Annotated in this window: 25 protein-coding genes; 7 read left to right on the top strand and 18 right to left on the bottom strand. The window is 68.0% G+C overall.

Going from position 1 to position 24,534, the window contains the following annotated elements; genetic code table 11:
• Position 1 precedes the first annotated feature (1 nt).
• The gene (locus AX708_RS04960; RefSeq protein ID WP_066532218.1) at positions 2-1,498 is read right to left on the bottom strand and encodes a carotenoid oxygenase family protein; all 1,497 of its coding nucleotides are present in this window, start codon (positions 1,496-1,498) and stop codon (positions 2-4) included.
• Positions 1,499-1,651: 153 nt separating this feature from the next.
• On the opposite strand from AX708_RS04960, the gene AX708_RS04955 reads away from it, so the two are divergent.
• A complete protein-coding gene (locus AX708_RS04955) occupies positions 1,652-2,470 on the top strand; it encodes a universal stress protein (protein ID WP_066532220.1) in 819 nt (272 codons plus the stop codon).
• Here the strand turns inward: AX708_RS04955 and AX708_RS04950 are convergent.
• The 9 genes from AX708_RS04950 to hisG all read right to left on the bottom strand — a co-directional run bounded on the left by AX708_RS04950 (position 2,467) and on the right by hisG (position 12,774).
• Positions 2,467-3,792 (bottom strand): MFS transporter, encoded by a 1,326-nt coding sequence (locus AX708_RS04950; RefSeq protein ID WP_066532473.1) that lies wholly within the window; start codon positions 3,790-3,792, stop codon positions 2,467-2,469. The genes AX708_RS04955 and AX708_RS04950 overlap by 4 nt on opposite strands.
• A gap of 68 nt (positions 3,793-3,860) precedes the next feature.
• Positions 3,861-4,784, bottom strand: a complete 924-nt coding sequence (locus AX708_RS04945) for an acyl-CoA thioesterase II (protein WP_066532221.1) — start codon at positions 4,782-4,784, stop codon at positions 3,861-3,863.
• A gap of 22 nt (positions 4,785-4,806) precedes the next feature.
• The gene (locus AX708_RS04940) at positions 4,807-5,685 is read right to left on the bottom strand and encodes a cupin-like domain-containing protein (RefSeq protein ID WP_066532222.1); all 879 of its coding nucleotides are present in this window, start codon (positions 5,683-5,685) and stop codon (positions 4,807-4,809) included.
• Positions 5,682-6,827, bottom strand: coding sequence for a GNAT family N-acetyltransferase (locus tag AX708_RS04935; protein WP_197426256.1), 1,146 nt, complete (start codon positions 6,825-6,827; stop codon positions 5,682-5,684). Before AX708_RS04935 ends, AX708_RS04940 begins: the two co-directional genes overlap by 4 nt.
• A 182-nt stretch (positions 6,828-7,009) precedes the next feature.
• Positions 7,010-9,175, bottom strand: a complete 2,166-nt coding sequence (locus tag AX708_RS04930; RefSeq protein WP_066532224.1) for a sodium-translocating pyrophosphatase — start codon at positions 9,173-9,175, stop codon at positions 7,010-7,012.
• 188 nt (positions 9,176-9,363) lie between these two features.
• The gene (gene thiL, locus AX708_RS04925) at positions 9,364-10,218 is read right to left on the bottom strand and encodes a thiamine-phosphate kinase (RefSeq protein ID WP_066532226.1); all 855 of its coding nucleotides are present in this window, start codon (positions 10,216-10,218) and stop codon (positions 9,364-9,366) included.
• Between the two features lie 104 nt (positions 10,219-10,322).
• Positions 10,323-10,790, bottom strand: coding sequence for a transcription antitermination factor NusB (gene nusB, locus AX708_RS04920; RefSeq protein WP_066532230.1), 468 nt, complete (start codon positions 10,788-10,790; stop codon positions 10,323-10,325).
• Positions 10,787-12,085, bottom strand: a complete 1,299-nt coding sequence (gene hisD, locus AX708_RS04915) for a histidinol dehydrogenase (protein ID WP_066532236.1) — start codon at positions 12,083-12,085, stop codon at positions 10,787-10,789. Before hisD ends, nusB begins: the two co-directional genes overlap by 4 nt.
• Complete coding sequence (gene hisG / locus AX708_RS04910) at positions 12,082-12,774, bottom strand: ATP phosphoribosyltransferase (protein WP_066532238.1); 693 nt, start codon at positions 12,772-12,774, stop codon at positions 12,082-12,084. The genes hisD and hisG overlap by 4 nt, the downstream gene beginning before the upstream one ends.
• Before the next feature lie 45 nt (positions 12,775-12,819).
• On the opposite strand from hisG, the gene AX708_RS04905 reads away from it, so the two are divergent.
• Positions 12,820-13,908 (top strand): DUF2332 domain-containing protein, encoded by a 1,089-nt coding sequence (locus tag AX708_RS04905; RefSeq protein WP_066532240.1) that lies wholly within the window; start codon positions 12,820-12,822, stop codon positions 13,906-13,908.
• Here AX708_RS04905 and AX708_RS04900 read toward each other — a convergent pair.
• The 5 genes from AX708_RS04900 to AX708_RS04880 are packed head-to-tail and all read right to left on the bottom strand — an operon-like array spanning position 13,905 to position 16,873.
• Entirely contained in the window at positions 13,905-14,795 is an 891-nt protein-coding gene (locus AX708_RS04900) for an alpha/beta fold hydrolase (RefSeq protein ID WP_066532243.1), read from the bottom strand. The genes AX708_RS04905 and AX708_RS04900 overlap by 4 nt on opposite strands.
• Positions 14,795-15,616, bottom strand: coding sequence for an SDR family NAD(P)-dependent oxidoreductase (locus AX708_RS04895; protein ID WP_066532245.1), 822 nt, complete (start codon positions 15,614-15,616; stop codon positions 14,795-14,797). Before AX708_RS04895 ends, AX708_RS04900 begins: the two co-directional genes overlap by 1 nt.
• A 49-nt stretch (positions 15,617-15,665) precedes the next feature.
• Positions 15,666-16,121 (bottom strand): NUDIX hydrolase, encoded by a 456-nt coding sequence (locus AX708_RS04890; RefSeq protein WP_066532247.1) that lies wholly within the window; start codon positions 16,119-16,121, stop codon positions 15,666-15,668.
• Entirely contained in the window at positions 16,118-16,597 is a 480-nt protein-coding gene (locus tag AX708_RS04885) for an ankyrin repeat domain-containing protein (protein ID WP_082745696.1), read from the bottom strand. The genes AX708_RS04890 and AX708_RS04885 overlap by 4 nt, the downstream gene beginning before the upstream one ends.
• Before the next feature lie 3 nt (positions 16,598-16,600).
• A complete protein-coding gene (locus tag AX708_RS04880; RefSeq protein ID WP_066532483.1) occupies positions 16,601-16,873 on the bottom strand; it encodes a BolA family transcriptional regulator in 273 nt (90 codons plus the stop codon).
• 86 nt (positions 16,874-16,959) lie between these two features.
• On the opposite strand from AX708_RS04880, the gene AX708_RS04875 reads away from it, so the two are divergent.
• Both AX708_RS04875 and AX708_RS04870 read left to right on the top strand, forming a co-directional pair.
• Complete coding sequence (locus AX708_RS04875) at positions 16,960-17,577, top strand: DUF6445 family protein (RefSeq protein WP_066532249.1); 618 nt, start codon at positions 16,960-16,962, stop codon at positions 17,575-17,577.
• A gap of 65 nt (positions 17,578-17,642) precedes the next feature.
• Positions 17,643-18,236 (top strand): J domain-containing protein, encoded by a 594-nt coding sequence (locus AX708_RS04870; protein WP_066532251.1) that lies wholly within the window; start codon positions 17,643-17,645, stop codon positions 18,234-18,236.
• Here AX708_RS04870 and AX708_RS04865 read toward each other — a convergent pair whose 3' ends face one another.
• The 3 genes from AX708_RS04865 to AX708_RS04855 are packed head-to-tail and all read right to left on the bottom strand — an operon-like array spanning position 18,237 to position 20,388.
• Positions 18,237-18,893 carry a glutathione S-transferase family protein gene (locus tag AX708_RS04865; protein WP_066532256.1) on the bottom strand — a complete coding sequence of 219 codons (657 nt, stop codon included), beginning with the start codon at positions 18,891-18,893 and terminating at the stop codon, positions 18,237-18,239.
• Entirely contained in the window at positions 18,890-19,525 is a 636-nt protein-coding gene (locus AX708_RS04860) for a glutathione S-transferase family protein (RefSeq protein ID WP_066532257.1), read from the bottom strand. Before AX708_RS04860 ends, AX708_RS04865 begins: the two co-directional genes overlap by 4 nt.
• 23 nt (positions 19,526-19,548) lie before the next feature.
• Entirely contained in the window at positions 19,549-20,388 is an 840-nt protein-coding gene (locus AX708_RS04855) for an oxygenase MpaB family protein (protein WP_066532259.1), read from the bottom strand.
• A gap of 117 nt (positions 20,389-20,505) precedes the next feature.
• On the opposite strand from AX708_RS04855, the gene cobS reads away from it, so the two are divergent.
• The 3 genes from cobS to AX708_RS04840 are packed head-to-tail and all read left to right on the top strand — an operon-like array spanning position 20,506 to position 24,401.
• On the top strand, positions 20,506-21,483 hold the full coding sequence (gene cobS / locus AX708_RS04850) for a cobaltochelatase subunit CobS (RefSeq protein ID WP_066532261.1): 978 nt from the start codon (positions 20,506-20,508) through the stop codon (positions 21,481-21,483).
• Positions 21,484-21,486: 3 nt separating this feature from the next.
• Positions 21,487-22,179 (top strand): TonB family protein, encoded by a 693-nt coding sequence (locus AX708_RS04845; RefSeq protein WP_066532268.1) that lies wholly within the window; start codon positions 21,487-21,489, stop codon positions 22,177-22,179.
• A 44-nt stretch (positions 22,180-22,223) separates the two neighbouring features.
• The gene (locus AX708_RS04840; protein WP_066532270.1) at positions 22,224-24,401 is read left to right on the top strand and encodes a transglycosylase domain-containing protein; all 2,178 of its coding nucleotides are present in this window, start codon (positions 22,224-22,226) and stop codon (positions 24,399-24,401) included.
• Positions 24,402-24,534 lie beyond the last annotated feature (133 nt).

The following is a 24,534-nucleotide window of genomic DNA, read 5'->3' as shown; positions in this document are numbered from 1 at the left end:
GTCAGGCGGAAACGAGCCGCTCGCGGTGGAAGGCGGCATCCTTGCGCAGCTGGTCGTGCTCGACCCACACCGAATGTGTCCCCGAACAGATCTTGTGCGGCAGCGCGAGGCGGCAGACCGGGCCCTTGGCGATGTCCGAAGCATCGAGGATCGCGCATTGCGAGGTGCCGGTGTTCTCGTCGATCAGGAAGGTGACGAGGTAGCCATCGTCCTCAGCCGTTGCACCTTTGCGCGGAATCATCGGGCTCTCGCTTGCATAGACCCCCTCGGACAGGCGGTAGACCTGTTCCTCGCCGGTTGCGGTGTCGTGGCGGACATAGCCGTTGAACAGGAACCAGCCGGGTCGCGTGGTGGTCGACCACACATAGCGACTCTTGTGCATCGCGTAGGCCGGGTTGATCATCCCGAATTCGACGATCTTGTCGCTGAGGCGCTCCTCGCGGGTCTCGCCGGTCTTGAGGTTGAAGCGCCAGCGGTGGAGGCGGCTCTGGAAGGAGTGCTCGTCGACATAGGCCATCATGTGGCTGTAGCGGCCCATTTCCTCGAGCGGATCGGGCATGGGCTTGGCCTGATGGTAGCCTTCGAGCACCACCTCGTCGCCCTCTTCCCACGCATTGGTCCAGTGGAGCACGTAGGTCGGTGCGGCCTCGAACCAGCGGATATCCTCCGGCTGGCCATGACGCGGGATCAGGGCAAAGCGGGTCGGCACCCCCTCGTGCAGCCGCGCGGCGTGGATGTTGCGGGTGAGCAGCTCCTCGTCCCAGAACAGCGGCATGTCGTTGAGGATCGACCAGTTCTTGGTGATCGCCATGTCGTGCGGCAGGCGCGGGCCGGGCAGGGGAATGGGGACGTAATGCACCAGCGCGCCGGTGCGATCGACCACCCCGTAATGCATGAAAGGCGCGTGCTTCGAATAGTTGAAGAACATCATCTCGCCCGTCCCCTCGTCCACCTTGGGGTGGGCCGAAATGCCGTCGAGCGGCACCCACGGCGCCTTGCCGCGGCTCCCCAGCGTGACGGGGTCGAGCATCCACGCCTCGCCGCACTGGTAGAGCGTCGCGTAGGCCGTGCCGGCGTGGACGATGATGTCGGTCGAGCCCGTATCCTTGAGGCCACCGTGCGCGCCGAAGCCGGGGCGCACCGATGTGCCCCACGGGTCCATCAGCCCGCCCCACAGCGAGCGGCCCGCGATCTGCTCGGCCTCGAAGCAATGCGTCCTCACGAAACGGTTGCGGTAGCTCGCCTTGCCGCCGGAGATGTTGACCTGATGGATCATCGCATCGCCATCGAAGGGATGATGGCGGCCGAGCGGCTGGTGCACCTGGTTCTCGGTGTTGCGCAGGTAGATGCCGTCGATATCCGCCGGGATTTCGCCTGCGATCACCCGCAGTTCGGCGACGTCCACCTCTTCGTGGAGCGGCGTCCACGGGCCGGTCAGATAGGGGTGGTTCGACGGCTCGAGGCTGGTCTTCACCGGCGGGTGGCGCATGATCTGCATTGGTCTCTCCCTCGCCATGCAGAATGAGGCCGCGCTTTATCTCTGGCAAGGTGCTATGGCGCGCGCACGTGGACCCGATACGAAAATTGATCCGGGTCAAAGCCAGACACGACGTCCGGGGCGATCATCCTCATCACCAATGGGAGACCCGCGATGAAATCGATCCTGCTGCACATCGACCACGACAAGGCCATGCAGGCCCGCCTGCAAGTCGCGCTCGATATGGCCCGCAGCACCAACGGCCACATCACCTGCCTCCAGGCGGTGAGCTACGACGTGTTCATGCCGGGCGACTTCTATGGCTCGGCCGTGGCGGCTGCGCTGCCGGTGATCCGCGAGAATGCCGACAAGCTGCGGGCGAAGATCGAGGCCGAGCTTGAGCACGAGGGCGTGCCCTTCGACTGGCGCTTCGAATATGGCGTCGCCAGCCAGCGCCTGATCGAGGCCTCGCCGCTCGCCGATATCGTCATCATGGGCCCGTGCGAGCCGGGGATGGACGGCAATGGCCCGTCCGCGCTGGTCGGCGATGTGGTGACGCGCGCGCCCGTGCCGGTGCTGGTGGTGCCCGAGGGCATGAATAGCTTCGATGTCGGCGCGCCGATGCTGGTCGCGTGGAACGGCTCGGCCGAGAGCGCCCACGCCCTGCGCGCGGCGGTGCCGTTGCTGGCGTGCTCGGTGAAGGTGACGCTCGCCTGCGTGGTCGAGGAGGCGGGGGAGGGAAAACGCTTCGACCTGCCCAGCACCGAGGGCGCAAAATATCTCGCCCGCCACGGCATCCCCTGCGAGATCGTCGAGATCCCGCGCGGGGAGGCGCGGATTGCCGATACACTGTTCTCGGCGGCCCAGATGCGCGAATGCGCGCTGCTGGTGATGGGCGCCTATGGCCATTCGCGCCTCGCCGAACTGGTGCTGGGCGGCGTCACGCGCCACATGCTGAGCGAGCCCGCGATGCCTGTATTGTTGGCGCACTAGGCGCGCGGGGCTTCCCCGGGCGCAGTCTCGTAGGCCTCGGACAGCAGCCGGTAGGAGCGCGAGGCGAAGGCGAAAAGCGTCAGCACCACCCCCAACAGGCCGGTGATGCAGAACACCAGTGCCATTCCGCGCGCCGGGCCGGTGCCGAACCACCCGCCGATCAGCGCCGCGCCCGCGCCGTCGGTCATGTAGGGGATCGCGACGAACTGCGTCAGCGGCCCGATCAGGAAGGCGGTTAACGGCGAGGCAGCCTGCTCGACCGACTGGGCAAAGCCGAACACGCGCCCCTGCCGCTCGAAGGGGACGACCCGTTGCAGCGTCGTCTGCTCGGCGGCCTCGGCGAAGGGGCCGAAGAACATCCACACCGCGCAGCCCACCGCCAGCAGGACGATCGAGGCTTGGACGGTGAACAGGCTCGCCGCGGTCCAGGTGACGAGGTTGACGAGCAGCAGCGTGCGCAGCGGCTTCCTGCCGAGGCCGACGCGCGCGATCACGATGCCGCTGGCGATGAAGGCGCAGGACGTGATCGCCCACAGCATGCCCCATGCCTCGACGCTCATCAGCGACAGGCCATAGCCGTCCATCAACGCCATGAACACGCCGCCCAAAAGGTTGTTGAAGGTCGCGAACAGGATCAGCGCGAACAGCCCCGGCACCGCCGCCACGACGCGGATTGTGCCCCTCAGGTCGATGTCGCGGCGCCCGTCCTGCGAGGTCGCCTCGGGCACGGGATCCTCGAACCGCACCAGCGGCAGATGCACGATGGGGAGCGCGCTGAAGCCGATCGCCAGCACCAGCGGGCCGCGAATGCCGTCCCACGCGACCAGAAAGCCGCTGATCGCCGAGGTGACGAGGAAACCGAGGCCGCCGACCATCCCCACCAGCCCATTGGCCTTGTCGCGCCGCTCGGGCGGGATCAGCAGGGTGACCAGCGTGGCGAGCGCAATCATGCGGATATTGCCCGCGATCACCGCGAGCATGACCAGCACGATGAAGCCCCACAGCGGCCAGCTACCGGTCTGCTTCAGCGCCTCCTCGGGCGTGACGAGGTAGACCCCGAGCGCTAACGCATAGAGCGCCAGCGAGGCCGCGCTCGATCCGAGCATGATCGGCTTCTTACGGTGATGATCGACCAGAGACCCAAACCAGATCGCAAAGCCGCCGGTGAACAGCAGATGGATGCCGCCGATCATCCCGGTGACGAACACCGACTGCGTTTCGAGATAGGCCCAGAAGACGAGCGCAAACCAGACCGTGAAATTGACCACGTTCTGCAACAGGTTGTTGGCGAGAATCGCGTGGAACGGGTCGATCCGGAGCATCGCGCGCTTATCGGTCAGTGCCTGCAACGGGGCAAGGCGCGGCCGGATCGCTTCGCCGCAAGCGGGGCTTAGCCCTTGACCCTCCTTCGCATCATCCCCTCCTGCGCGACGCTCGCCACGAGTTCGCCTGCGAGGTTGAAGATGCGCCCGCGGTTGAACCCGCGCCCGCCGCCGCTCCACGGCGCGTCGGTGGCGTAGAGCAGCCATTCGTCCGCGCGCGCTTCCCGGTGGAACCACAGGGCATGGTCGAGGCTCGCGCCGACCAGCTCGCCGCGCATCCAGCTGAGGCCGTGCGGCAGCGCGCTGGTGCCGAGCAGGGTGTAGTCGCTGGCATAGGTGATGATCGCGCGGTGCAGTTCGGGCGTGTCGGCCTCTCCGGTGATCGGGGCGCAGACCTTGAACCACGTATGCGCGCGGGGCTCGCGCGGTTCGCGGCTCATCCAGTGCAGACGGTCGATGGTGCGCATCTCGATCGGGCGGGGGCGGAGCATCATGCGGCGCTGCAGGTCGGAGAGCTTGTCGCCCCACTGCGCGGCGATCTCGCGGCGCAGTTCCATGTCGGGGCGCAGGGTCTCGGGCAGGGCAACATCGGGCATGGGCGAATCGATATGCTCGAGGCCCTCCTCGGGCAGCTGGAAGCTGGCGGTGAGGTTGAGGATCGGGACGGGCATCCCGTCCTCGCCCTCCTGCGAGGCGACGACGCGGCGGTTGGCGAAGCTCCTCCCGTCGAAATCGCGCTCGATGCGGTATTCGATCCCCGCCCCCTCGCGCCCGCCGCGCAGGAAATAGGCGTGAAGCGAATGCGCGGCCTTGCCGTCGGTGACGGTCGCCTGCGCCGCCTGCAAGGCCTGCGCGAGCACCTGCCCGCCGAACACCCGCCCGATCCCGTCCTGCTGCGGGCGGCCGGCATAGACATCGGCGGCGCGCTTCTCGACCGTCAGCAGCCGGACGAGGCCGGCGACCAGTTCTTCGTTGGTGGGCGTGTCACTCATGGCACGCGGCCATGCTTGCCCCTTACGAACCCGTCAAGCCAAGCCTGCGCAGGATCCGATAGGCATAGGCCTTGGCGTAGTTCTGGTGCGGGAAGCGGCCGGGGGCCTTGGGCGTGAACCCGCGCGCGCGCAGAATGCCGTTCAAGGTGCGCGCCTCGCTCTCGCGGTAGCTCCATTCGGACCGCCAGGTGATCGACAGCGAGACGGAAGGGCTGGGGCCGTTCTTCACGAAATGCGGGGCCATGACGGGCACGAACAGCGCCTCGCCGGGGCCGATCGGGAACTCGGTGCCGTGGGGGAGCATCGCATCGTCCCATTTCAATTCGCGCGGGCCGCCCGAATGATAGGTCTCGTGGAACACGTCCGACACGAAGCGGGTGTCGCCGGCCGGGAACTGGGTCATCACCTTGCTGCCCCGGATCTGGAGCAGGATGTTGTGCTCGGGATCGAAGTGGTAGGGCGTCACCGCCCCGGGGCTCGAGATGAAGATGAACCCTTGCGGGTTGAGCATCGCGCCGGTGGCGGCCTCGATCTCGGGGCGGATTTCCTCGAGCAGGCCCATCAGCAGCGCCTCGTAGGCGGGCACCTGCTCGATGTTCTTGAGCACCGCCCAGCTTTCGGCCTCAGCGACCTTGCGGATCGTCTCGGCGATGGTCAGCCCATTGGAGCCGGGCTTGCCGTCGACCCCGATGGGAAGGTCGCCGCGATTGTATTCGACGCTGGTGAGCGGGAGCTGCTCGGCCAGCTGCGCAAGCGCCTCGATTTCGAGCAGCGGGTGGCTGGTGAGCCCGTGGCGGAGGATATGCGGCTGCTCGGGATAGTGCCGGGCAAATTTCGCACGCGCGGGGGCGTCGAACACGGTCTGGGGCAGGGCGTCGGCGAAGGTGGCGGGGGCGTTCATGTGGAGCTCCTCGGACGGGTCTCGTAGGCCTTGAGCAGGCGGAAGGCGGTGCGGCGGGGCAGGCCGCCGATGGCGATGTTAAAGCTCGCCATGCGGCGCGCATCGCGCCAAAGGCGTTCGATCATCGGGTGGCCTTCCACCGCGCAGCTATCGGCCCACTGGATGCCCTCGCGCTCGAGCAGGGCGAGGTTCTCCAGTTGCAGCAGCATTCCCGGAGAAAAGCGCGCATAGGCCTCGTCGAAGGCGGTCTTGTAGCTGTAGGCGCCGGGCGCGGTGATGAAGTTGGCGAGCATGGCGATGGCGCGGCCATCGAGCCGCAGCGCAAGCCGCTCGAGCCGCCCCGCCGCCGCCGCCCCTGCCAGCGCGGCCACGAAAAGCGCGCGTGTGTCGGGGGCCGAGGCGAGGGCGGAGCCTGCCTCGCCCTTCCATCCGGCGGCTTCCAGCGCGAGGAATTCGGCAGTCCATTCGGCGATGCCTTCGCCGCCCTCGATCCGCTCGAAGGCGAGCGCGCCTTCCTCGGCGAGGCGGTTGTGCTGGCGGCGCAGTTCCTTGCGCTTCTTGGCGCTCATCGAGGCTTCGAGATAGGCGGCGGCCGAGGTCTCGCCGGTCAGCATCGCGCGGGCCTCTTGCGCGGCGACGTAGTGCATCCGGCCCGAGCGGTCGAGGACGCGGGTGAGCGCGGCGACAACCGGGCCCTCGGCGGGCATCTGCGGCAGGTGCAGGAACAGCGCACGGGCTGCACGGTGGTCGAAATGCGCGAGGAGGGCTTCCCAAAAGGCCTCCTCCAGCCCCGCGGCCACCAGCGGCACCCCGCAAAAGGCATTGGCGTGGAGCCAGACGCTCGCATGGGTGAGCAGGTGGCCGTAATAGCGCGCGGCCCGCGCCACCGGCATCAGCCCGGCGAGCCGCCCGTCATGGAACCACGCCTTGACCCTGACGCCCTCACCCCACTGGCGCAGCGAGGGGATGAGATACCAGGGCTCGAAGAAGGGATTGGGCTCCGCCGCGCGGGCGACGAGGCGCTCCCATGCGGCGAGGACAGCAGGCTCTTCCAGCTCGGCGAGGGTCAGCAGGCGCAGTTCGGCCCGGGCGGCAGGCTGCCGCGCGCGGGTGCGAAAGCTGCTCGCCGACCCCATGTCCATCACCGTTAACCCCGTCTTCCCGCATCAATCTGCGAATTCATACAGGTTGATGGCACAGGGCGATTAAGAAAGCCTCAGCGCGGGAGGGCGCTGTCCGAGGCAGGGACAGGGCTGCGGGCAAAGATAAACCCCGCCGGGACCATGCCCGGCGGGGTTAAGGATGTCAGCCTGAGCCGGAAGGATCAGGCCGCAGCGTGCGCCAGCGCCGCGAGCAGCAGCAGCGCGACGATGTTGGTGATCTTGATCATCGGGTTGACCGCCGGGCCCGCCGTGTCCTTGTAGGGATCGCCGACCGTGTCGCCCGTCACCGCGGCCTTGTGGGCTTCGGAGCCCTTGCCGCCGTGATGGCCGTCCTCGATATACTTCTTGGCGTTGTCCCACGCCCCGCCGCCCGCGGTCATCGAGAGCGCGACGAAGAGCCCGCCCACGATCACGCCGAGCAGCAGCGCGCCCAGCGCCGCGAAGCCGTTATCCTGCCCCGCGATCGCGGTGATGACGAAGTACACCACCACCGGCGCCAGAACGGGCAGCAGCGAGGGGATGATCATCTCCTTGATCGCCGCCTTGGTGACAAGGTCGACAGTGCGGGCATAGTCGGGCTTGGAGGTGCCCGCCATGATCCCCGGATTGTCGCGGAACTGGTCACGCACGTCGATCACCACGTCGCCCGCCGCGCGGCCGACCGCGGTCATCCCCATCGCTCCGAACAGGTAGGGCAGCAATGCGCCGAGCAGGAGCCCCACGATCACGAAGGGGTTTTCCAGGCTGAAGTCGACGTTCGCATCGGGGAAGAAGGTGCGAAGGTCGGTGGTGTAGGCCGCGAACAGCACCAGCGCGCCGAGGCCCGCAGAGCCGATGGCATAGCCCTTGGTCACGGCCTTGGTGGTGTTGCCCACCGCATCGAGCAGGTCGGTTTTTTCGCGCACGGAATCGTCCAACCCGGACATTTCCGCAATGCCCCCGGCGTTGTCGGTGACCGGGCCATAGGCGTCGAGCGCCACGACCATGCCCGCGAGCGCCAGCATCGCGGTCGCCGCATAGGCGATCCCCATGAGGCCAGCGAGGCCATAGGCGATGATGATGCCCGCAACGATCACCAGCGTCGGCAGCGCGGTCGCCTCGAGGCTGATCGCGAGGCCCTGGATCACGTTGGTGCCGTGGCCGGTTTCCGAGGCCTTGGCGATCGAGCGCACCGGGCGGTACTTGGTGCCGGTGTAATACTCGGTGATCCAGATGATGAGGCCGGTGATGACGAGGCCGAGCAGGGCGCACAGGAACAGGCTCATGCCCGAAAAGCCGAGCGTGATCGTGGTCTGCGTGATGCTCTCGCCGGTGGCTGAGTCGACAACCTGCGTGGTCTCTTCCGATCCGCCCGCGATTACCCGGCGCATGTCGCCCAGCACATAGGTCATCACGCCGTAGATCGCCGGAATCGAGGTGACGGCGGTGACGATGAAGCCCTTGTACATGGCCCCCATCACGTTGGTCCCCCCGCCGAGGCGCACGAAATAGGTGCCCAAGATCGAGGTGACGATGCACACGCCGCCGATCAGCAGCGGCAGCGCCATCATCGGCAGCAGCAGATCGCCGAGGTCGGTGAGCAGCAGCGCGGTCAGCACCATGGTCGCGCCGACCGTGACGACATAGGTCTCGAACAGGTCCGCGGCCATGCCCGCACAGTCGCCGACATTGTCGCCAACGTTGTCCGCGATCACGGCGGGGTTGCGCGGGTCATCCTCGGGGATGCCTGCTTCGACCTTGCCGACAAGGTCCGCGCCGACGTCTGCCGCCTTGGTGAAGATCCCGCCGCCCAGACGCGCGAAGATCGAGATCAGCGAGGCACCGAAGGCAAGGCCGACAAGCCCGTCGATCACCATGCGGCTCGACGGGGAAAGGCCCATCGGCCCGATCATCACGGCAAAAAACACCGCAATGGCAAGCAGCGCGAGGCCGGCCACCAGCATCCCGGTGATCGCGCCCGCGCGGAAGGCGAGGGTGAGGCCCGCCTGCAGGCCCGTCGAGGCTGCCTCGGCCGTGCGCACGTTCGAGCGCACCGAGATATTCATGCCGATATAGCCCGCGACGCCCGAAAGCACCGCGCCGGTGACAAATCCGATCACCGCGGTCGTGCCGAGCGCAAAGGCGACGATCGCCGCGACGACGACGCCGACGATGGCGATGGTCGAATACTGGCGGTTGAGGTAGGCCTGCGCGCCTTCCTGAATGGCGGCGGCAATCTCCTGCATCCGCGCGTTTCCGGCGCTGGCACCCAGCACCTGCGAGCTGGTGACGATGCCATAGACAATGGCAAGCACACCCAGCCCAATCGAAATGAGCAATAGATTCACGAGCAATCCCCTCTCGTCTTATGTCGCTTCCCCCTTGCGGGGGCGCACGCGCCTCTTTCGTGATCCCTCGGGCGCGAGGCGCACAGTCATAGGCGCTTGCAAGGGGCTGGCAAGTCCGCCCGCGAGTGCCAAGGGCGGTTTTGCGCCGGTTTGCGCAAATTAGTGAGGGTGCAGGGGTGTAGGAGCGCTCAGCCGTGGCGGTAGCCGAGGGTGGCGGGATCGCTGAGCGGGTTGTCACCAAGGAGCAAAGGTTCGGGGCCGCGCGGGGCGACGGTGCCGATCCGGTGGGCCGGGTGCGGGAGGGCGGCGGAGGGCGCGGTGAACAGCAGCTCGTAATCATCGCCCCAGCGAATGCACGCATCGAACCGCGTGGGGTCGGCGGCGGGGATCGCTGCGGGATCGAGCGCGAGGGTCACCCCGCTCGCCTCGGCCATGCGGAAGGCATCGAGCAGCAACCCGTCAGACACGTCCATCATCGCGCTCACCAGTGGGGCGAGGGCGCGGCCCTCGGCGAGGCGCGGGACGGGGCGATCGAAGGCGGCGCGGTGGGCGGGATCGCCTTCGAAACCGAGCATCGCGCGGCCCACGGGCCCGGTGATGTAGACCCCGTCCCCCGCCTGCGCGCCGCTCCGCGCCGGAACCGGTGTGAACGTCGCCCGCCCGATGGCCGTCAGGCCGAGGGCGCGCGGGCCTGCGGCAGCAATCGTGTCGCCGCCCAGCAAGGGGGTGTCGAAGGCCTCGAGGACTGCGCGCAGCCCCTCGAGAAACCGCGCATCATCACGCCCCAGCATGTGCCCGAGCAGCACGCCCACCGGCTCCGCGCCCTTCGCTGCAAGGTCCGAAAGATTGGTCGCGACCAGCTTCCACGCCACGTCCGCCATGTCGGCATCGGGGCGGAAATGCGTGCCCTCGGCCATCTTGTCGTGGGTGATGACGAGGGTTTCGGAGCCGATCTCCAGCACCGCGCAATCGTCCATGAGCCCGCGCGCGCCCGGGTGGAGCGGCAGGGCGCGCAGGGCGGCGATGAAGTCAGGCTCGTTCATGGACAATGGCCCATAACCGTTCGGGCTGAGCCTGTCGAAGCCCCGCACTTCTCTTCCGAAGAAAAGGGCAACCCTTCGACAAGCTCAGGGTGAACGGAAGAGAACTACTGACGCGCCTCTTTCGCCACCGCATCGAGAATGCCGTTGACGAACTTGGCCTGACCGTCGTCGAAGAAGGCCTTGGCGACCTCGACATATTCGTTGATCGCCACAGGGGCTGGCACATCGGCGCGGGCGAGCAGTTCGTAGGTGCCGGCGCGCAGGATCTGCAGCATCGTCTTGTCGAGCCGCGCGAGGCTCCAGCCGCTGGCGAGCTTGCTGGCCACCAGCGCGTCGATCTCGTCGCGGCGGGCATCGACCCCGCGCACCACGTCATCGAAGAACGGCACCTCGGCGTCGGCGTACTCGGCTGCATCGAAGGCGTCCTCGTCGATGGTGCGGCCCAGCCGGTGCTGATGGAATTCATCGAGCAGCCTGGCGAGCGCGGTGCCCTCCATGTGCTGCTGGTAGAGCGCCTGGACGGCGGCAAGCCGCGCGGCCGAACGCGCTTTGGAACGGGCGGGGTGATTCATCGGATTCTCAATTCAACGGATTTGGCGTGCGCCGGCAGCCCCTCGGCATGGGCGAGGGTTGCGGCGGCCGGGCCGATCGCGGCGAAGGACGCCGCATCGAGCCCGAGAAAGCTGGTGCGCTTCATGAAATCGAGCACCGAAAGCCCGCTCGAAAAGCGCGCGCGGCGGCCTGTCGGCAGCACGTGGTTGGGTCCGGCGACATAATCGCCCACGGCCTCGGGCGTCATCCGGCCAAGGAAGATGCTCCCTGCATGGCGGATCGCCTTGAGGTAGGGCTCGGGATCGTCGACCGCGATCTCGACATGCTCGGCGGCGAGGCGGTTGGCCAGCGCCGGGGCCTCGGCGAGGAGATCGTTGACCACGATCATCACCCCGTGCGCGTCCCAGCTGGCCCGCGCCGTTTTCGCCGTGGCGAGCTGGGTGATCTGCAGGTCGATGCAATCCTCCACCTGCCGCGCGAAGCCCGCATCGTCGGTGATGAGGATCGATTGCGAGGTCGGGTCATGCTCGGCCTGCGAGAGAAGGTCGGCGGCGATCCAGTCAGGATCGTTCTTGCCGTCCGCGATCACCAGAATCTCCGAAGGGCCCGCCACCATGTCGATGCCGACGACGCCGTAAAGCTGGCGCTTGGCCTCGGCCACCCAGGCGTTGCCGGGGCCGGTAATGACGTCGACCGGCTTGATGCGCTGTGTGCCATAGGCGAGCGCGCCCACCGCCTGCGCCCCGCCGACGCGCCAGATCTCGTCCACCCCCGCGATGTGCGCGGCCGCGAGCACCATCGGGTTCGACTGGCCCTTGGGCGTCGGCGTGACGACCACCAGCCGCTCCACGCCCGCGACCCGCGCCGGAGTGGCGTTCATCAGCAGCGAGGAGGGATAGGCCGCGCGCCCGCCCGGCACGTAAAGCCCCGCCGCATCCACCGGCCGCCAGATCGCTCCGAGCCGGACGCCTGCCGCATCGACATAGTCGCGGTTCGCCGGCAGCTGCGCCTCGTGATAGGCGCGGATGCGCGCGGCGGCGAGTTCGAGCGCGTCGCGCAGATCGGGGGCGAGATCGTTATAGGCCTGCTCGCACCGCTCGCGGGTAATGACCCAGTCGCTGTCCTCTGCCAGCGTGTAGCCGTCGAAGCGCTGGGTGTATTCCAGCAAGGCCGCATCGCCCCGGCCCTTCACTGCCTGAAGGATCGAAGACACCTGCCCCGCGACGTCGCTGTCGGCCTCCCGCCGCGCATCGACGATCCGCGCGAACCGCGCCTCGAAGTCGGGCTGGAAGGTGGAGAGCAGGTTCACGGTCATGCGGCGGCGGCTTTCTGGCTGCGGTCCTCGGCCTCGCGGCGGAAGGCGTCGACCAGCGCGGCGACCCGGCGGTCGGTCTTCAAGGCGGTGCGGTTGACGATCAGGCGCGCGGAAATCTCGAGGATCACCGCGGTCTCGACGAGGCCGTTCTCGCGCAGGGTGGTCCCCGTGGAGACAAGGTCGACGATCTGGCGCGCGAGGCCGAGCGAAGGCGCCAGCTCCATCGCGCCGTTCAATTTGACGCATTCGGCCTGCACGCCGGCCGCTTCGAAGTGGCGACGGGTGAGGCTCGGATATTTGGTCGCGACGCGCAGGTGGCTGGTGCTGCCTGGCTCGTCGGTGTCCGTCGCCATCCGCGCGACCGACAGCCGGCACAGGCCGATGCCGAGATCGACCGGGGCGTAGAGATCGGCGTAGTCGAATTCCTCGATCACGTCCGAGCCGACGATCCCCACCTGCGCCGCACCGTGGGCGACGAAGGTCGCGACATCGAAGGCGCGCACGCGGATGAGGCGCATGTCGGGGCGGGTGGTGCCGAAGGCGAGCGCGCGGCTCTTGGGATCGTGGAAATCGGCGGCAGGCTCCACCCCGGCGCGCGCCATCGCCGGCAGCGCCTCGTCGAGGATGCGCCCCTTGGGGACAGCGAAGGTCAGCTGTCCGGCATTGTCGGGAAGGCCAATGGTGTTCATGATCGGGGGCGCACTTAAGGGCGAGCGGCGGAAAGGGCAATGGGAATGGCGGCAGGCGAGCCGGGAATCATGGGGCTGGAGGACTTCACCGCCGCGCTCGACTGGCAGGCCCGCCATGCCGAGGAAAACGGCGCGCCCGCAACGGCCCGGGTGATCCGCGCGCTCGCCTGGGTGCGGGCGAGCGATACCGCCACCGGGCGGCGGATTGCGGGCTGGCAGGGGCTGACGCTGAAGGACGCGATGCCATTGAGGATCGCGGGCGGCTTTCACCACCTGCTGCTGACCGGCGCGGATGCGCGGCTGGGCGCGGTCTATTCCGGCGAGGTCACCGATCAGGCCGAGGTCGATGCGCTGGTGCTCGACCTCGCGCACCGCTTCGATGCGCGGCTGCTGCCCTGGCTCGACGGCCCGCCGCAGACCAACGAGGCGGGGCGCGCGGCGAGCATCATGGCGGGGCTCTTATGGCTGGCGGCGCGGGTCGCCTCGCCGCGGTTCGACCTCTTCGAGCTTGGCGCGAGCGCGGGGGTCAACACGATGATCGAGCGCTATTTCTTCCGGCTTGGCGAGACCGAGGTCGGGCCGGAAGCCTCGCCGATGCGGATCGTGCCGGAGTGGAAGGGAGCCTCGCCGCCCGCGCCGCCTGCCGGTTTCGCCATCGCATCAGTGAAGGGCTGCGACATCGCCCCGATCGACCTCGCCGATCCCGAGGCGGCGTTGCGCCTGAAAGCCTATGTCTGGCCAGACGCCGGCGAGCGCATGGCGCGGATCGACGCCGCGATTGCTCTGGCGGGCCAGCAGCCGCCTGATCTGGTCGCCGCCGATGCGGGGGACTTTGCCACAGCAATGCTCGCCCGCCCGCCGCAGCCCGACATCGCGCGGGTGATGTTCCATTCGATCATGTGGCAATACATGCCCGCCGCCACGCAAAGCCGCATCACCGCCGCCTTCGAGGCCGCAGGCACTGTCGCGACCCCCGACACCCCGCTCGGCTGGATCGCGCTCGAGACCGACCCTGCCACCTTCCGCCACGAATTGCGCGTGCGCCTGTGGGACGGCGCTGGCCACCGGGGCGAGGAACACCTCTTGTCCCACGCGCACCCGCACGGCGCATGGGTGGAGTGGCTGGCGGGCTAGTCCTCCAGAAACGCCTCCATCGCCGCGTTGACCGCTTGCGGAGCTTCCCACGGCACGAAATGCCCGCAGTCGGGGACGCGCACGATGGTCAGGGGATCGATGATGTCCTCCAGCCCCTCGAGGTTTTCGGGCGGCAGGGCGAGGTCGTCCAGGGCCCAGATCACCAGCGTCGGGATGGTCAGCTTGGGCAGCGCCGGGGGCGTCCAGCCCTCCGGAATCACGTAAGGCGCGTCCATCGGCGGCACGTCGATCGGGCTGGCGCGGTAGTAGTTGAGCATCCCGAAGGCCGCGTCGCGGTTCTGCCAGTCGCGCAGCAGCTGGTCGCGCTCCTCGGGCTCCATCGCGCTGGGGCGGTCCCATTTGACCTCCTTCAGCAGCAGGCCGGTGAGGCCATGCTCTTTCACCAGCGCGTCGTTGGCCGGGTCGCGAAAACCGCGGATATATTGGCTTGCCGCGCGCTGGCCGGGGTGGGTGTAAAGCAGCTTCTGGAAGGTCACCGGATGCGGCGCGTTGGCGATGATGGCCTTGGTCACCCGCGCGTGCTGTCCGCCGAGCGCCACCCCCCAGGCAATCGCGCCGCCCCAATCGTGGCCGACGATGGTGAAATGCGCGATCCCCAGCGTGTCGGCGAGGAGGAAGATGTCGCCGATCAGATTGGCCGGGGCATAGGCCTCGACCGCTTGCGGCTTCGACGATCCGCGATAGCCGCGCTGGTCGGGCGTGATGCAGCGGAAGCGGTCGGAGAAATGCCGGATCTGGTGGCGCCAGGTGCGGTGACTTTCGGGAAAGCCGTGGAGGAAGATCAGCACCGGGGCATCGACCGGGCCTTCGTCGACGATGTCGAGATGGATGCCGTTGGGCAGATGCACGCGTTTCAGGTCAAACATCACTGCTGCTCCAGCTTGTCCATGTAGCCCTTGGCGACCATGCCGGCGACCTGATCGAACAGCGCCTCGGGGGTGCGGCGCATCTCGCCCATCGCGAGTTCCATACCCTCGGCAACGATGATCTCGCGCGTGCCTGCCGCAATGGCGTCGAGCATCTGGCGCGCGGCGACGTCGGCGGGGATGCCCTCGTCGATCGCCTTGTCGGAGCGGCCGCGCGCCGTGCCATCGGCGTTGAGCGCGTTGCGCGACACATTGGTCGCGACCGAGCCGGGGTAGATAGTGTGGACCGAGACGCCGTTGATCGACAGCTCGGCCCTGAGCGCGTCGGCATAGCCCGCAAGGCCGAACTTGGCGGCGGAATAGGCCGTCCGCATCGGCACCCCGACCTTGCCCGCCACCGAGGAAATGAACCCGAGCGCACCCGATCCGCGTTCCGCCATGTGGCCGATCAAGCCTTGCGTGAAGGCGATCTGGGCGATGAGGTCGACCTCGATGATGTCGCGGTAGACCTGCATCGAAGTCTTCAAGGCGCGGCTGCGCTGAGAGATGCCGGCATTGGCGATGGCGAGGTCGACATGGCCCTTCCACGCGATGGCTTTGGCGGTCGCGTCGGCCAGAGCGGCCTCGTCGCGGACGTCGAAAGCGAGGATCAGGCTTTCGGTCCCTTTGGCGCCGCAATCCGCCGCGACCTCCTCCAGCCGCGCCGCATCGCGGCCAGAGAGCACCACATGCGCCCCCCGCGCCGCCAGCCCGCGCGCGAGCGCCGCACCGATGCCCGAGGATGCGCCGGTGATCCATGCCACCTTGCCTGCGTATTCCATGTCTCTCTCCCTTTTGGCGAGAGGTAGCGGCAGGCCCCGCGCGGCGCAATCAGGTTGCGATTGCAGACCGGATCATGGCGGCAAGCTCCACCGGAAACAGCGCCTCCTGCCAATTCTCCAGCTCCTCGAGCGTGAACCAGCGGTGCTGGGTCATCACCTGCTGTTCGAGCGCGGTATGGCCCGCGGTGCTGACTGCGGCGTCGGCGACGCGGACCAGGAAGAAGCGTTCGTCGGCCTGCACCGGCTCGCCTTCGACGGTGACGAATTCGGGCGTCATCCGCGCGATCTCGGGGCCGGGGTCGGCGGTGATGCCGGTCTCCTCGAAGAGCTCGCGCCGCGCTGCTTCCTCGAAACTCTCGCCCGGATCGACCTCGCCCCCCGACGTCACCCAGAACGGCGGGCGTCCCGGCACATCGAAGCGGAACATCAGCGCGCGGGTCTCGGCATCGAGCACGATGATCCGCGCCGCGCGGCGCAGGCGCAGGGCGGGGTTGAGGGTGGTCACAGCGCAAACTCGCCGTCGTAGCCAGCCGCACGGTACATGGCCTGAAGCTCTTCCGACCACTGCGCCCAACCGGGCGGGGTGGTGCCTGCCGGATTGGCATGACGCGGATCGGCCCCTGCCGCTAGCAGCAGGGCGACGACCTGCTTGTCGAAGGGCTTGTCGCCGTCCAGCGTCTTCTTCGAGGCTTCGCGGGTGGCGTGCCACAGCGCGCCATTGCCGCTGGAATCGATGATATTGGGATCGGCGCCATGCGCGATCAGCAGCCGAACGGCATCGGTTTGACCATAATGTGCCGCGACCGAGAGCATCGTCATGCGCTTCTTGTCGGCATGATCGACCGGGGTGCCTGCTGCGAGCGCAGCGGCCAGCGCCTCGGTGCGGCCCTCCATGGCATCATACCATGCCGGGTAGCGTCCCATCGCGTCGCGCTCGGGCGTGGGCGGAGCAGGCGGCGGGGACTTCTTCCAGAACGGCATGGCTCAGGTCTCCGGCACACTCGCTTTAATCGCCACCGCGTGCACCCTCTGCCCAACGATATCGCCCAGCGCCGCAATCACCGCGCGCTGGCGGGCGAGGCGGTTCATGGTCGCGAAGGCCGCCGCCTCGATCTCCACGGTGAAGTGCGATTCGCCCGAACCATCGTCGCCCATGTGGCCCGAATGCTTGGCGCTATCGTTGATGATCGCGAGCCGCGTCGGCGCGAAGGCCGCGGTCAGGAGCGTGTGCATTTCTTCGGCAACCGGTCCGCTCATGGCGTTCATTCTCCCTTGGACGAGGCCCCTGTGCCGCAGGTCGCGGCGGATTGCAAAGCGCCGGGCGGCGGTTTATCCGCTCGGCGATGGCCACGTCATTCATCGTCATCGACGATTTCCTCGAACAGCCGGAGCATATCCGCAATATCGCGCTCGGGCTCGACTACCCCGAACAGAGCGGCAATTACGCGGGCCGCAATTCGGTCCAGCGGCTCGATCTGCCCGGGCTTTCGGACTATGTCTCGCACGTCACCGGCGAGCCATTGAAGCCGGTCGAGCCGCTGCAATCGCACGGCAAATGCCGGTTGACGCTGGCGAGCGATCCCAAGAATGCGCGGGTCCATGTCGATGATTCCCAGTGGTCGGGCATCCTCTATCTCTCGCGCCCCGAGGACTGCCGCGGGGGAACGCGCTTCTTCCGGCACAAGGCGACCAATACCGACCGCGCGCCGATCAACGACACCGAGGCGCAGGCGATGGGCTATGCGACCGTGGCCGATGCCTGCAACACCATCCTCGCCCGGGACAGCCTGCGCCCTGCCGCGTGGGAGAAGACCTTCGATATCCCGATGCGCTTCAACCGCCTCGTGCTGCTGCGCCCATGGTTCTGGCACACCTCCTGCCCGGGCTTCGGCAAATCGGTGCAGGATGGTCGGCTGATCCAGGTAATGTTCTTCACGCTCGATCCGGCGCGGATGCGATAGGAGCTGAAGCGGCAGCGCATTTTGGCGCTTGGATTTCGGCCCTGCACTCTCCACCTTGCGCCTTCATGCCCTTACCCCGATTCCACGGCCGCGTCGAGAACCCCGGACGGCGATGCGAAGCCCCCGGCTGCCGCGAGGCGGGCGAATTCCGCGCGCCCGGGCGCCGGCCGCACGGGTTCGACGGACCGGGCGAATGGCGCTGGTTCTGCCTCGATCACGTGCGCGAGTTCAACGCGGGCTATGACTGGTTCGAGGGCATGAGCGCCGAGGAAATCCTGCGCGCGCAGTCGCCGATCGCGGGCTGGCAGACCGAGAGCCGGGTGTTCCGCCCCACTGCGGGGATCGCCGATGGTCCGCGCTGGGCCGACTATGCCGATCCTCTGGACGCCATCTCCGCCCGCGCCCGCGGCATCAGGTCGCGCGCCGAGCGTGAGGCGAAGGCGGCGATGTCGGGGCGCTTTTCGAAGGAGGAGGCCGCCGCGCTCGAAGTCATGGGTCTGGGCTCCGACACCGACCGCACGCGGCTCCGCAGGCGCTATTCCGAACTCGTCCGCCGCTACCACCCCGACCGTAACGGCGGCGACCGTGCGCACGAGGCGCAGCTCACCGCGGTGGTCGACGCCTACCAGGTGCTGAAGAAAAGCGCGGCGCTGGCCTGATCAGTCGCGCTCGGGCGCCGGTCCGAGCGGCCAGAAATGGCGATAGGGCCGCGCCCCGTCGACCGCGCGGGCGACCGAGGGGCGCGCCAGCAATCGGGTGCGGTAGGCGCGAAGGCGCGGGCTCGTTTCGGCGATGGGATGTGTCCAATCGGCGTAGAACAGCGCTGGCGCGGCGGCGCAGTCGGCCATGGTGAAGTCCTCGCCGCACGCCCATTGCGCTTCGGGCAGATTCTCTTCGAGCCATGCATAGGCGGCGCCGAGCGCCGCCTTCGCGCGGTCGATCCGCGCCGGATCGGGCGTCGGCGTGAGGAAAGGAAGGTGCTCGCTCACGATTGCCTGCATGCCCGCCATCACGTGATTGTCGAAAATCCTGTCCATGAAGCGCACCGCGAGCGCGGCGACGGGATCGGCCGGGATCAGGCGGGGGCCGGGATGGTGGAGATCGAGGTGCTCGATGATGATCGAGCTCTCGGCCACCGCCGTCCCGTCATCGTCGAGCACAGGGAACTTGCCCAGCGGCCAGAGCGCGGCAAGCTCGGACGCGTGCTCGGGATAGTTCGGGCCGACTTGACGGAATTCGAAAGCCAGCCCCTTCTCGTCCAGCGCGATGGCGGCCTTCCAGGTGTAGGACGAGAAGGGGTGGCCGTAGAGGATCATCCCGCCTGCTCCTGCGCCGCATTGATGATCGCCGCGTCGATGGCGTTGGCCTCCCCGTAGGCGGGGCGCTGGGTGATGCGATCGACATAGGCGCGAAACGAAGCCCGCTCGGGGATCGAGCCGAACCTCAGGCCCCAGACGAACTGGCTGCCGACATAGGTATCGGCCATGGTGAAGCGGTTGCCCGCCACAAAATCGTTAGCCGAAAGCCACTGGTCGAGCGCGTCCAATGTCAGTTCGAAGCTGCCGAAGCCCGCCATGCCGCTCTTGCCCTCGGGCACCTGCCAGCCCATCGCATTGGCGACCACGGCCTGCTCGAGCGGCCCGGACGCGAAGAACAGCCAGCGGAAATAGGCGGCTTTCTCGTGCGCGTCGGGCAGCAGGCCTTTGTCGGGGTGGGTCTCGGCGAGGTAGTGGTTGATCGCGGCGCATTCGGTGACGACGTGGTCGTGCCCGCCGTGGTGATGCACCAGCGCGGGCACCTTGTTCATCGGGTTGATGTCCTTGAACGTGTCCGGTCGCGTCGCCCAGTCGAACACGACGTGCTCGTAGTCGGCGCCCGCCTCGTGCAGCGCCCAGCGGCTGATCTGACCGCGGCTCATGGCTACGGTGTAGAAGGTGAATTCGGCCATCGGTTCCTCTCCCTTTAAACTCTTCAAGTCTGCCGGAACGCCCAGCGCAAGGTGCGGCCCATGCCCCATGTGGCGGCGCGTGCCGGAAGCGCGGCGAGCACCGGGCGCTGGAGGCTCAGCATCGCCGCCGCCCAGCCCGGCAGCATCGCGACAGCATCGGCGGTGATCATCGTCTGCACGGCGAGCGGCGTCCCCGGCGGGCGCTGGCTCAGCACCAGCTGCGCGACCTCGCGCGCTTCCTTCGAGGTGGCAAGATCATGGCGCAGCTCGCGAAAAATGCGCTCGGCCTCGGCGCGGGTTTCGGGCACCGGATCGGCCCCCAAGGCGCGGGCGATGACGGCGAACTGGCGGTAATATTCGTCCTGCTCGGCGACCGGCATGGCGGGGCGGACATGGCGTATATAGCCCGCAAGGAAGCTCTGCGCCTCGGTCACGTGGACCCAGGCGAGCGTGCGCGGATTGGTCGCCTGATAGGGCGTCCCGTCGGGCAGAGTGCCGCCGACCTTGGCATGGATGCGGTTCACCCGCTCGATCGCCGCCATCGCCGCGTCGCGGTGGCCGAAAGTCGTCACCGCGATGAACCGCGCCGTGCGCCGCAGCCGCCCGTGCATGTCCTCGCGGAAATTGGAATGGTCGAGCACGCCTTGCAGCGCGTGCGGGTGAAGCATTTGCAAGAGCAGCGCGCGCACCCCGCCGGTCATCATCCCCACGATGTCGGCATGCACCTGCCGGATCGGGGTGTCGCGCGCGAACAGCGCCTCGTCAGAGGGCGGGGTGGGTTGCTGGCCGTTCGCGGTGTCGTGAAACACCCCGCGCACCTGCGAGACCAGCTTCAGGCGCAGCGATTCGACCGGATCGGGCATGTGGGGAATATAGGCGCGAACCGCGGGGGCGAAAGGCGCGCTCGTCAAATTGCGAGGCGAGGACAGGCAAACCACCGCTTGCAGCCTCGCGCCTTGCCGTTTAACCGTCCGCCCGCAATGACCACGATCCCTTCCGGCGCCAGCGCCATGCCCACCCAGCCCGATACCACCATCGATGTGCGCGAGACCTTCGGCATCGATGTCGACTGGCAGGTTCCTGCCTTCAGCACCCGCGACGAGCACGTGCCAGAGACCGACGGCGCCTATGTGTTCGATCCCGACACCACGCTGGCGATCCTCGCGGGCTTCGCGCACAACCGCCGGGTGATGGTGCAGGGCTATCACGGCACCGGCAAGTCGACCCACATCGAGCAGGTCGCAGCGCGCCTCAACTGGCCCTCGATCCGCGTGAACCTCGACGCGCACATCAGCCGCATCGACCTTGTCGGGCGCGATGCGATCGTGCTGAAGGACGGGCTGCAGGTCACCGAGTTCAAGGAAGGCATTCTCCCCTGGGCGCTCCAGCACCCGGTGGCGCTGACCTTCGACGAATATGACGCCGGCCGCCCCGACGTGATGTTCGTGATCCAGCGCGTGCTCGAGTTCGACGGCCGCCTGACCCTGCTCGACCAGAACCGGGTCATCACCCCCAACCCGTTCTTCCGCCTGTTTGCGACCACCAACACCGTGGGCCTCGGCGACACAAGCGGGCTCTATCACGGCACGCAGGCGATCAACCAGGCGCAGATGGACCGCTGGAACATCGTCGTCGCGCTCAACTATCTGAAGCCCGATGTGGAGCAGCAGATCGTCAAGTCCAAGACCCCGCAGGCGGACGACAAGCTGATCGCCGACATGGTCAAGGTCGCCGAACTGACCCGGCAGGGCTTCATGAACGGCGACATCTCGACCGTGATGAGCCCTCGCACCGTGATCACCTGGGCGCAGAACGCCGCGATCTTCGGCTCGACCGGCTTTGCCTTCCGCCTCAGCTTCCTCAACAAGTGCGACGAGGCCGAGCGGACTTTGGTGGCCGAATATTACCAGCGCGTCTTCGGCGAGGACCTGCCGGAAGGCGCTGGCAAGAAGCGCTAGGCGATGCGGCGGGCACTGCTTCCGCTGGCCCTTGCAGCAAGTCCGCTGGCCGCGCAGCTGGCCGTGCCCCCACCGCCGGTGCGCACGGTGCCGGTGGCGCCCGAGCGCAACCCGCGCCCGGCCTCGGCGCAGCGGATCACAGCGGTCGACATTCCGCAGGCCGCCAAGGACGAAGGCCACAATGGCACCGCCAGCTACACCGCGCGCGTGGGTGCCGACGGCAAGCTGATCGCGCTTGCGCTCAAGGAAAGCAGCATGTCGCCCGCGATCGACGCCGCAGTGAAGGCGCGCGCCGAGACGCTCCGGTACTTCGCCGCGACCGACAAGGACGGCAACAAGGTCGAGGGCAGCGTTGACGTGCGCGCCGGCTATGCCCGCCACGATGCCGACAGTCCGGGCGGTGGGATAGAGACCTACACCTGCGGCGATCTGGTGCGCGAATGGGACTGGTTCACCGCCGCCAATGCCGGACGGCGCAAGCTGTTCTGGCCGCACAATGCTTACACCTCGCTCACGTCGATCGAGGCGATGGGTCGAGGGGTGACGCCGAGCCGCGAAGAACGGCTTCTGGCGCGCGCACAGCGCGAGGCGATGTGGCTGAAGCTCATCAAGCGCTGCCGCAAGAAGCCCGCGCGGCTGATGCTCGACGAGGTCGACCAGCCACAGGCCTATGCCAATCTGGTCAATTCGTTCTGACCGCTTGCTAGCCACTGTGCTAGCCTGATAACACAGCACTAACCATGGCGTTCTTCGACCGATTCTGGAAAGGCTCCCGGGCGCGCGCAGACGAGGGTGCGGGCGCGCCTGCCGGGTTCTTCCCGCTCTATGAATCCTCGCGTCCTGTCGACGACGATGACGACTACGACGATCTGCCGCGCCCGCGCGTTTCGGGGACGCCTGCCTTCGACGACTGGGACGCCAAGCTCGGACTGGTCGACGAGGCGCTCGCCGCGACCGAGAGGAAGCGCCTGCGCTGGTGGCAGCGCGATTACTGGCATCGGCGGAGCAAGCTGTGGTGGACGGGGCGGGGCCTGCTCGCAACCTTCGCCGTCCTCGCCCTGCTGATCGGCTGGCTGACCGTCACTGCGCCGCTCTCCAAGAGCCTCGAGCCCATCGCCCCGCCGCAGGTCACGCTGCTCGCCAGCGACGGAACGCCGATCGCGCGGCAGGGGGCGATCGTCGAGGCGCCGGTCAAGGTCAAGGACCTGCCGCCCCACGTGGTGCAGGCCTTCATCGCGATCGAGGACCGGCGGTTCTACAGCCACTGGGGCATCGACCCGCGCGGCATCGCCCGAGCAGCGTGGACGGGGTACGGCGGGGGCTCGACCATCACCCAGCAGCTCGCCAAGTTCACCTTCCTCACTCCCGAGCAATCGATCACCCGCAAGGCCCGCGAGGCGCTGATCGCGCTGTGGCTGGAGAGCTGGCTGACCAAGGACGAGATCCTCGAGCGCTACCTCTCCAACGCCTATTTCGGCGACAACCAGTACGGGCTGCGCGCCGCTTCGCTCCACTACTTCTACCGCCAGCCCGAGAAGCTGCGGCCCGAGCAGGCGGCGATGCTCGCGGGGCTGCTCCAGGCGCCTTCGCGCTATGCGCCGACCAAGCATTACGACAAGGCGAAGAAGCGCATGGAGCTGGTGGTCCAGTCGATGGTGGACGAGGGCTACCTCACCGCGGCCGAAGCCAAGGCGCTGCCCGATCCGCGCATCGACGTGCGCACCCGCGACGACAACCTGCCGACCGGCACCTACTTCGCCGACTGGGCCCTGCCGTTGGCGCGCGAGGGGATGGAGGCGGGCTATTCCAAGCAGGTGCTGACGACGACGCTCGATTCGCGGCTTCAGGCGCTCGCCAGCCGGATCGTCGCCCGCGCGCCGCTGGGCGGGGCGCAGGTCGCGCTGGTGGCGATGCGCAAGAACGGCGAGGTCGTGGCGATGGTCGGAGGGCGCGACTACGCCAAGTCGCCCTTCAACCGCGCCACCCAGGCCCGCCGCCAGCCGGGTTCGACCTTCAAGACCTTCGTCTACCTCACCGCGCTCGAAGCAGGCTGGGAGCCCGAGGACACCATCCCCAACACGCCGATCACGCAAGGCAGCTACCGGCCCAAGAATGCGCGCGAGCAGTACTCTGCGCAGATCACGCTGGAGGATGCCTTCGCCTCCTCGAGCAATGTCGCGGCGGTCCGCCTGCTTCAGGCCGTGGGCAGCGACAAGGTGATCGCCAATGCGCGCCGCCTCGGCATCACCTCGCCGATGACCGAGGGCGACCCGAGCCTTGCGCTCGGCACCTCGTCGATGACGCTGATGGAGCTCACCGCCGCCTATGCCGGGATCGCCGCCAACGAGTACCCGGTCGAGCCCCACGCCTTCCCGCGCGGCGACCGCAGCTTCTGGGAGTGGATGACGACCCGCACCCGCTCGCTGTCCTCGGGCGATCACGAGGCGCTCGAAGGCATGCTGCGCGCCGCCATCAACCGCGGGACGGGGCGGGGGGCCTCGCTCCCGATTCCCAACTTCGGCAAGACCGGCACCACCCAGGACTACCGCGACGCGCTGTTCGTAGGGTACGCGGGCGACCTCGTGGTCGGCGTGTGGGTCGGCAAGGACGACAACACGCCCCTCAACGGCGTCACCGGTGGCAGCCTGCCGGCGCGCATCTGGCGCGACTTCATGCTCTCCGCGCTCAAGATCGAGGCCGCCCCCGCTCCGCAGGCCGAGGACACCCCCGATCCCGAGGGCCCGGTCCAGCCGCTCGACGTGATCGAGGGCGAGATCCCTCTCGGGCAGGATGGCACCAGCCTCAAGGTCGACGAGAACGGCGTCTCGCTGCGGCAGGACGGGGTGCCGGTCGAGGTCCGGGTCGAGGAGGACGGGGTGGTCGTCAGGCCTGCGCCCGCACCCACGCCGCCGCCGTAGCGCCGCGCGCGCATCGGCGTGTTGGAGACACATGAGACACTGTCCAGAGGCAGAAATCCACGCCCTCCGCAGGCCCTTTCCGAAGCAGCAAGACGGGCGATCCGACTCGTCATTCCCGCGACCCTGACAGGCG

The sequence above is a fragment of the Erythrobacter sp. CCH5-A1 genome (assembly GCF_001557115.1).
In the GTDB taxonomy this organism is placed as follows: domain Bacteria; phylum Pseudomonadota; class Alphaproteobacteria; order Sphingomonadales; family Sphingomonadaceae; genus Erythrobacter.
Note: the sequence above shows the minus strand (reverse complement) of the source record. Positions and strands in the feature narration are given on the sequence as shown.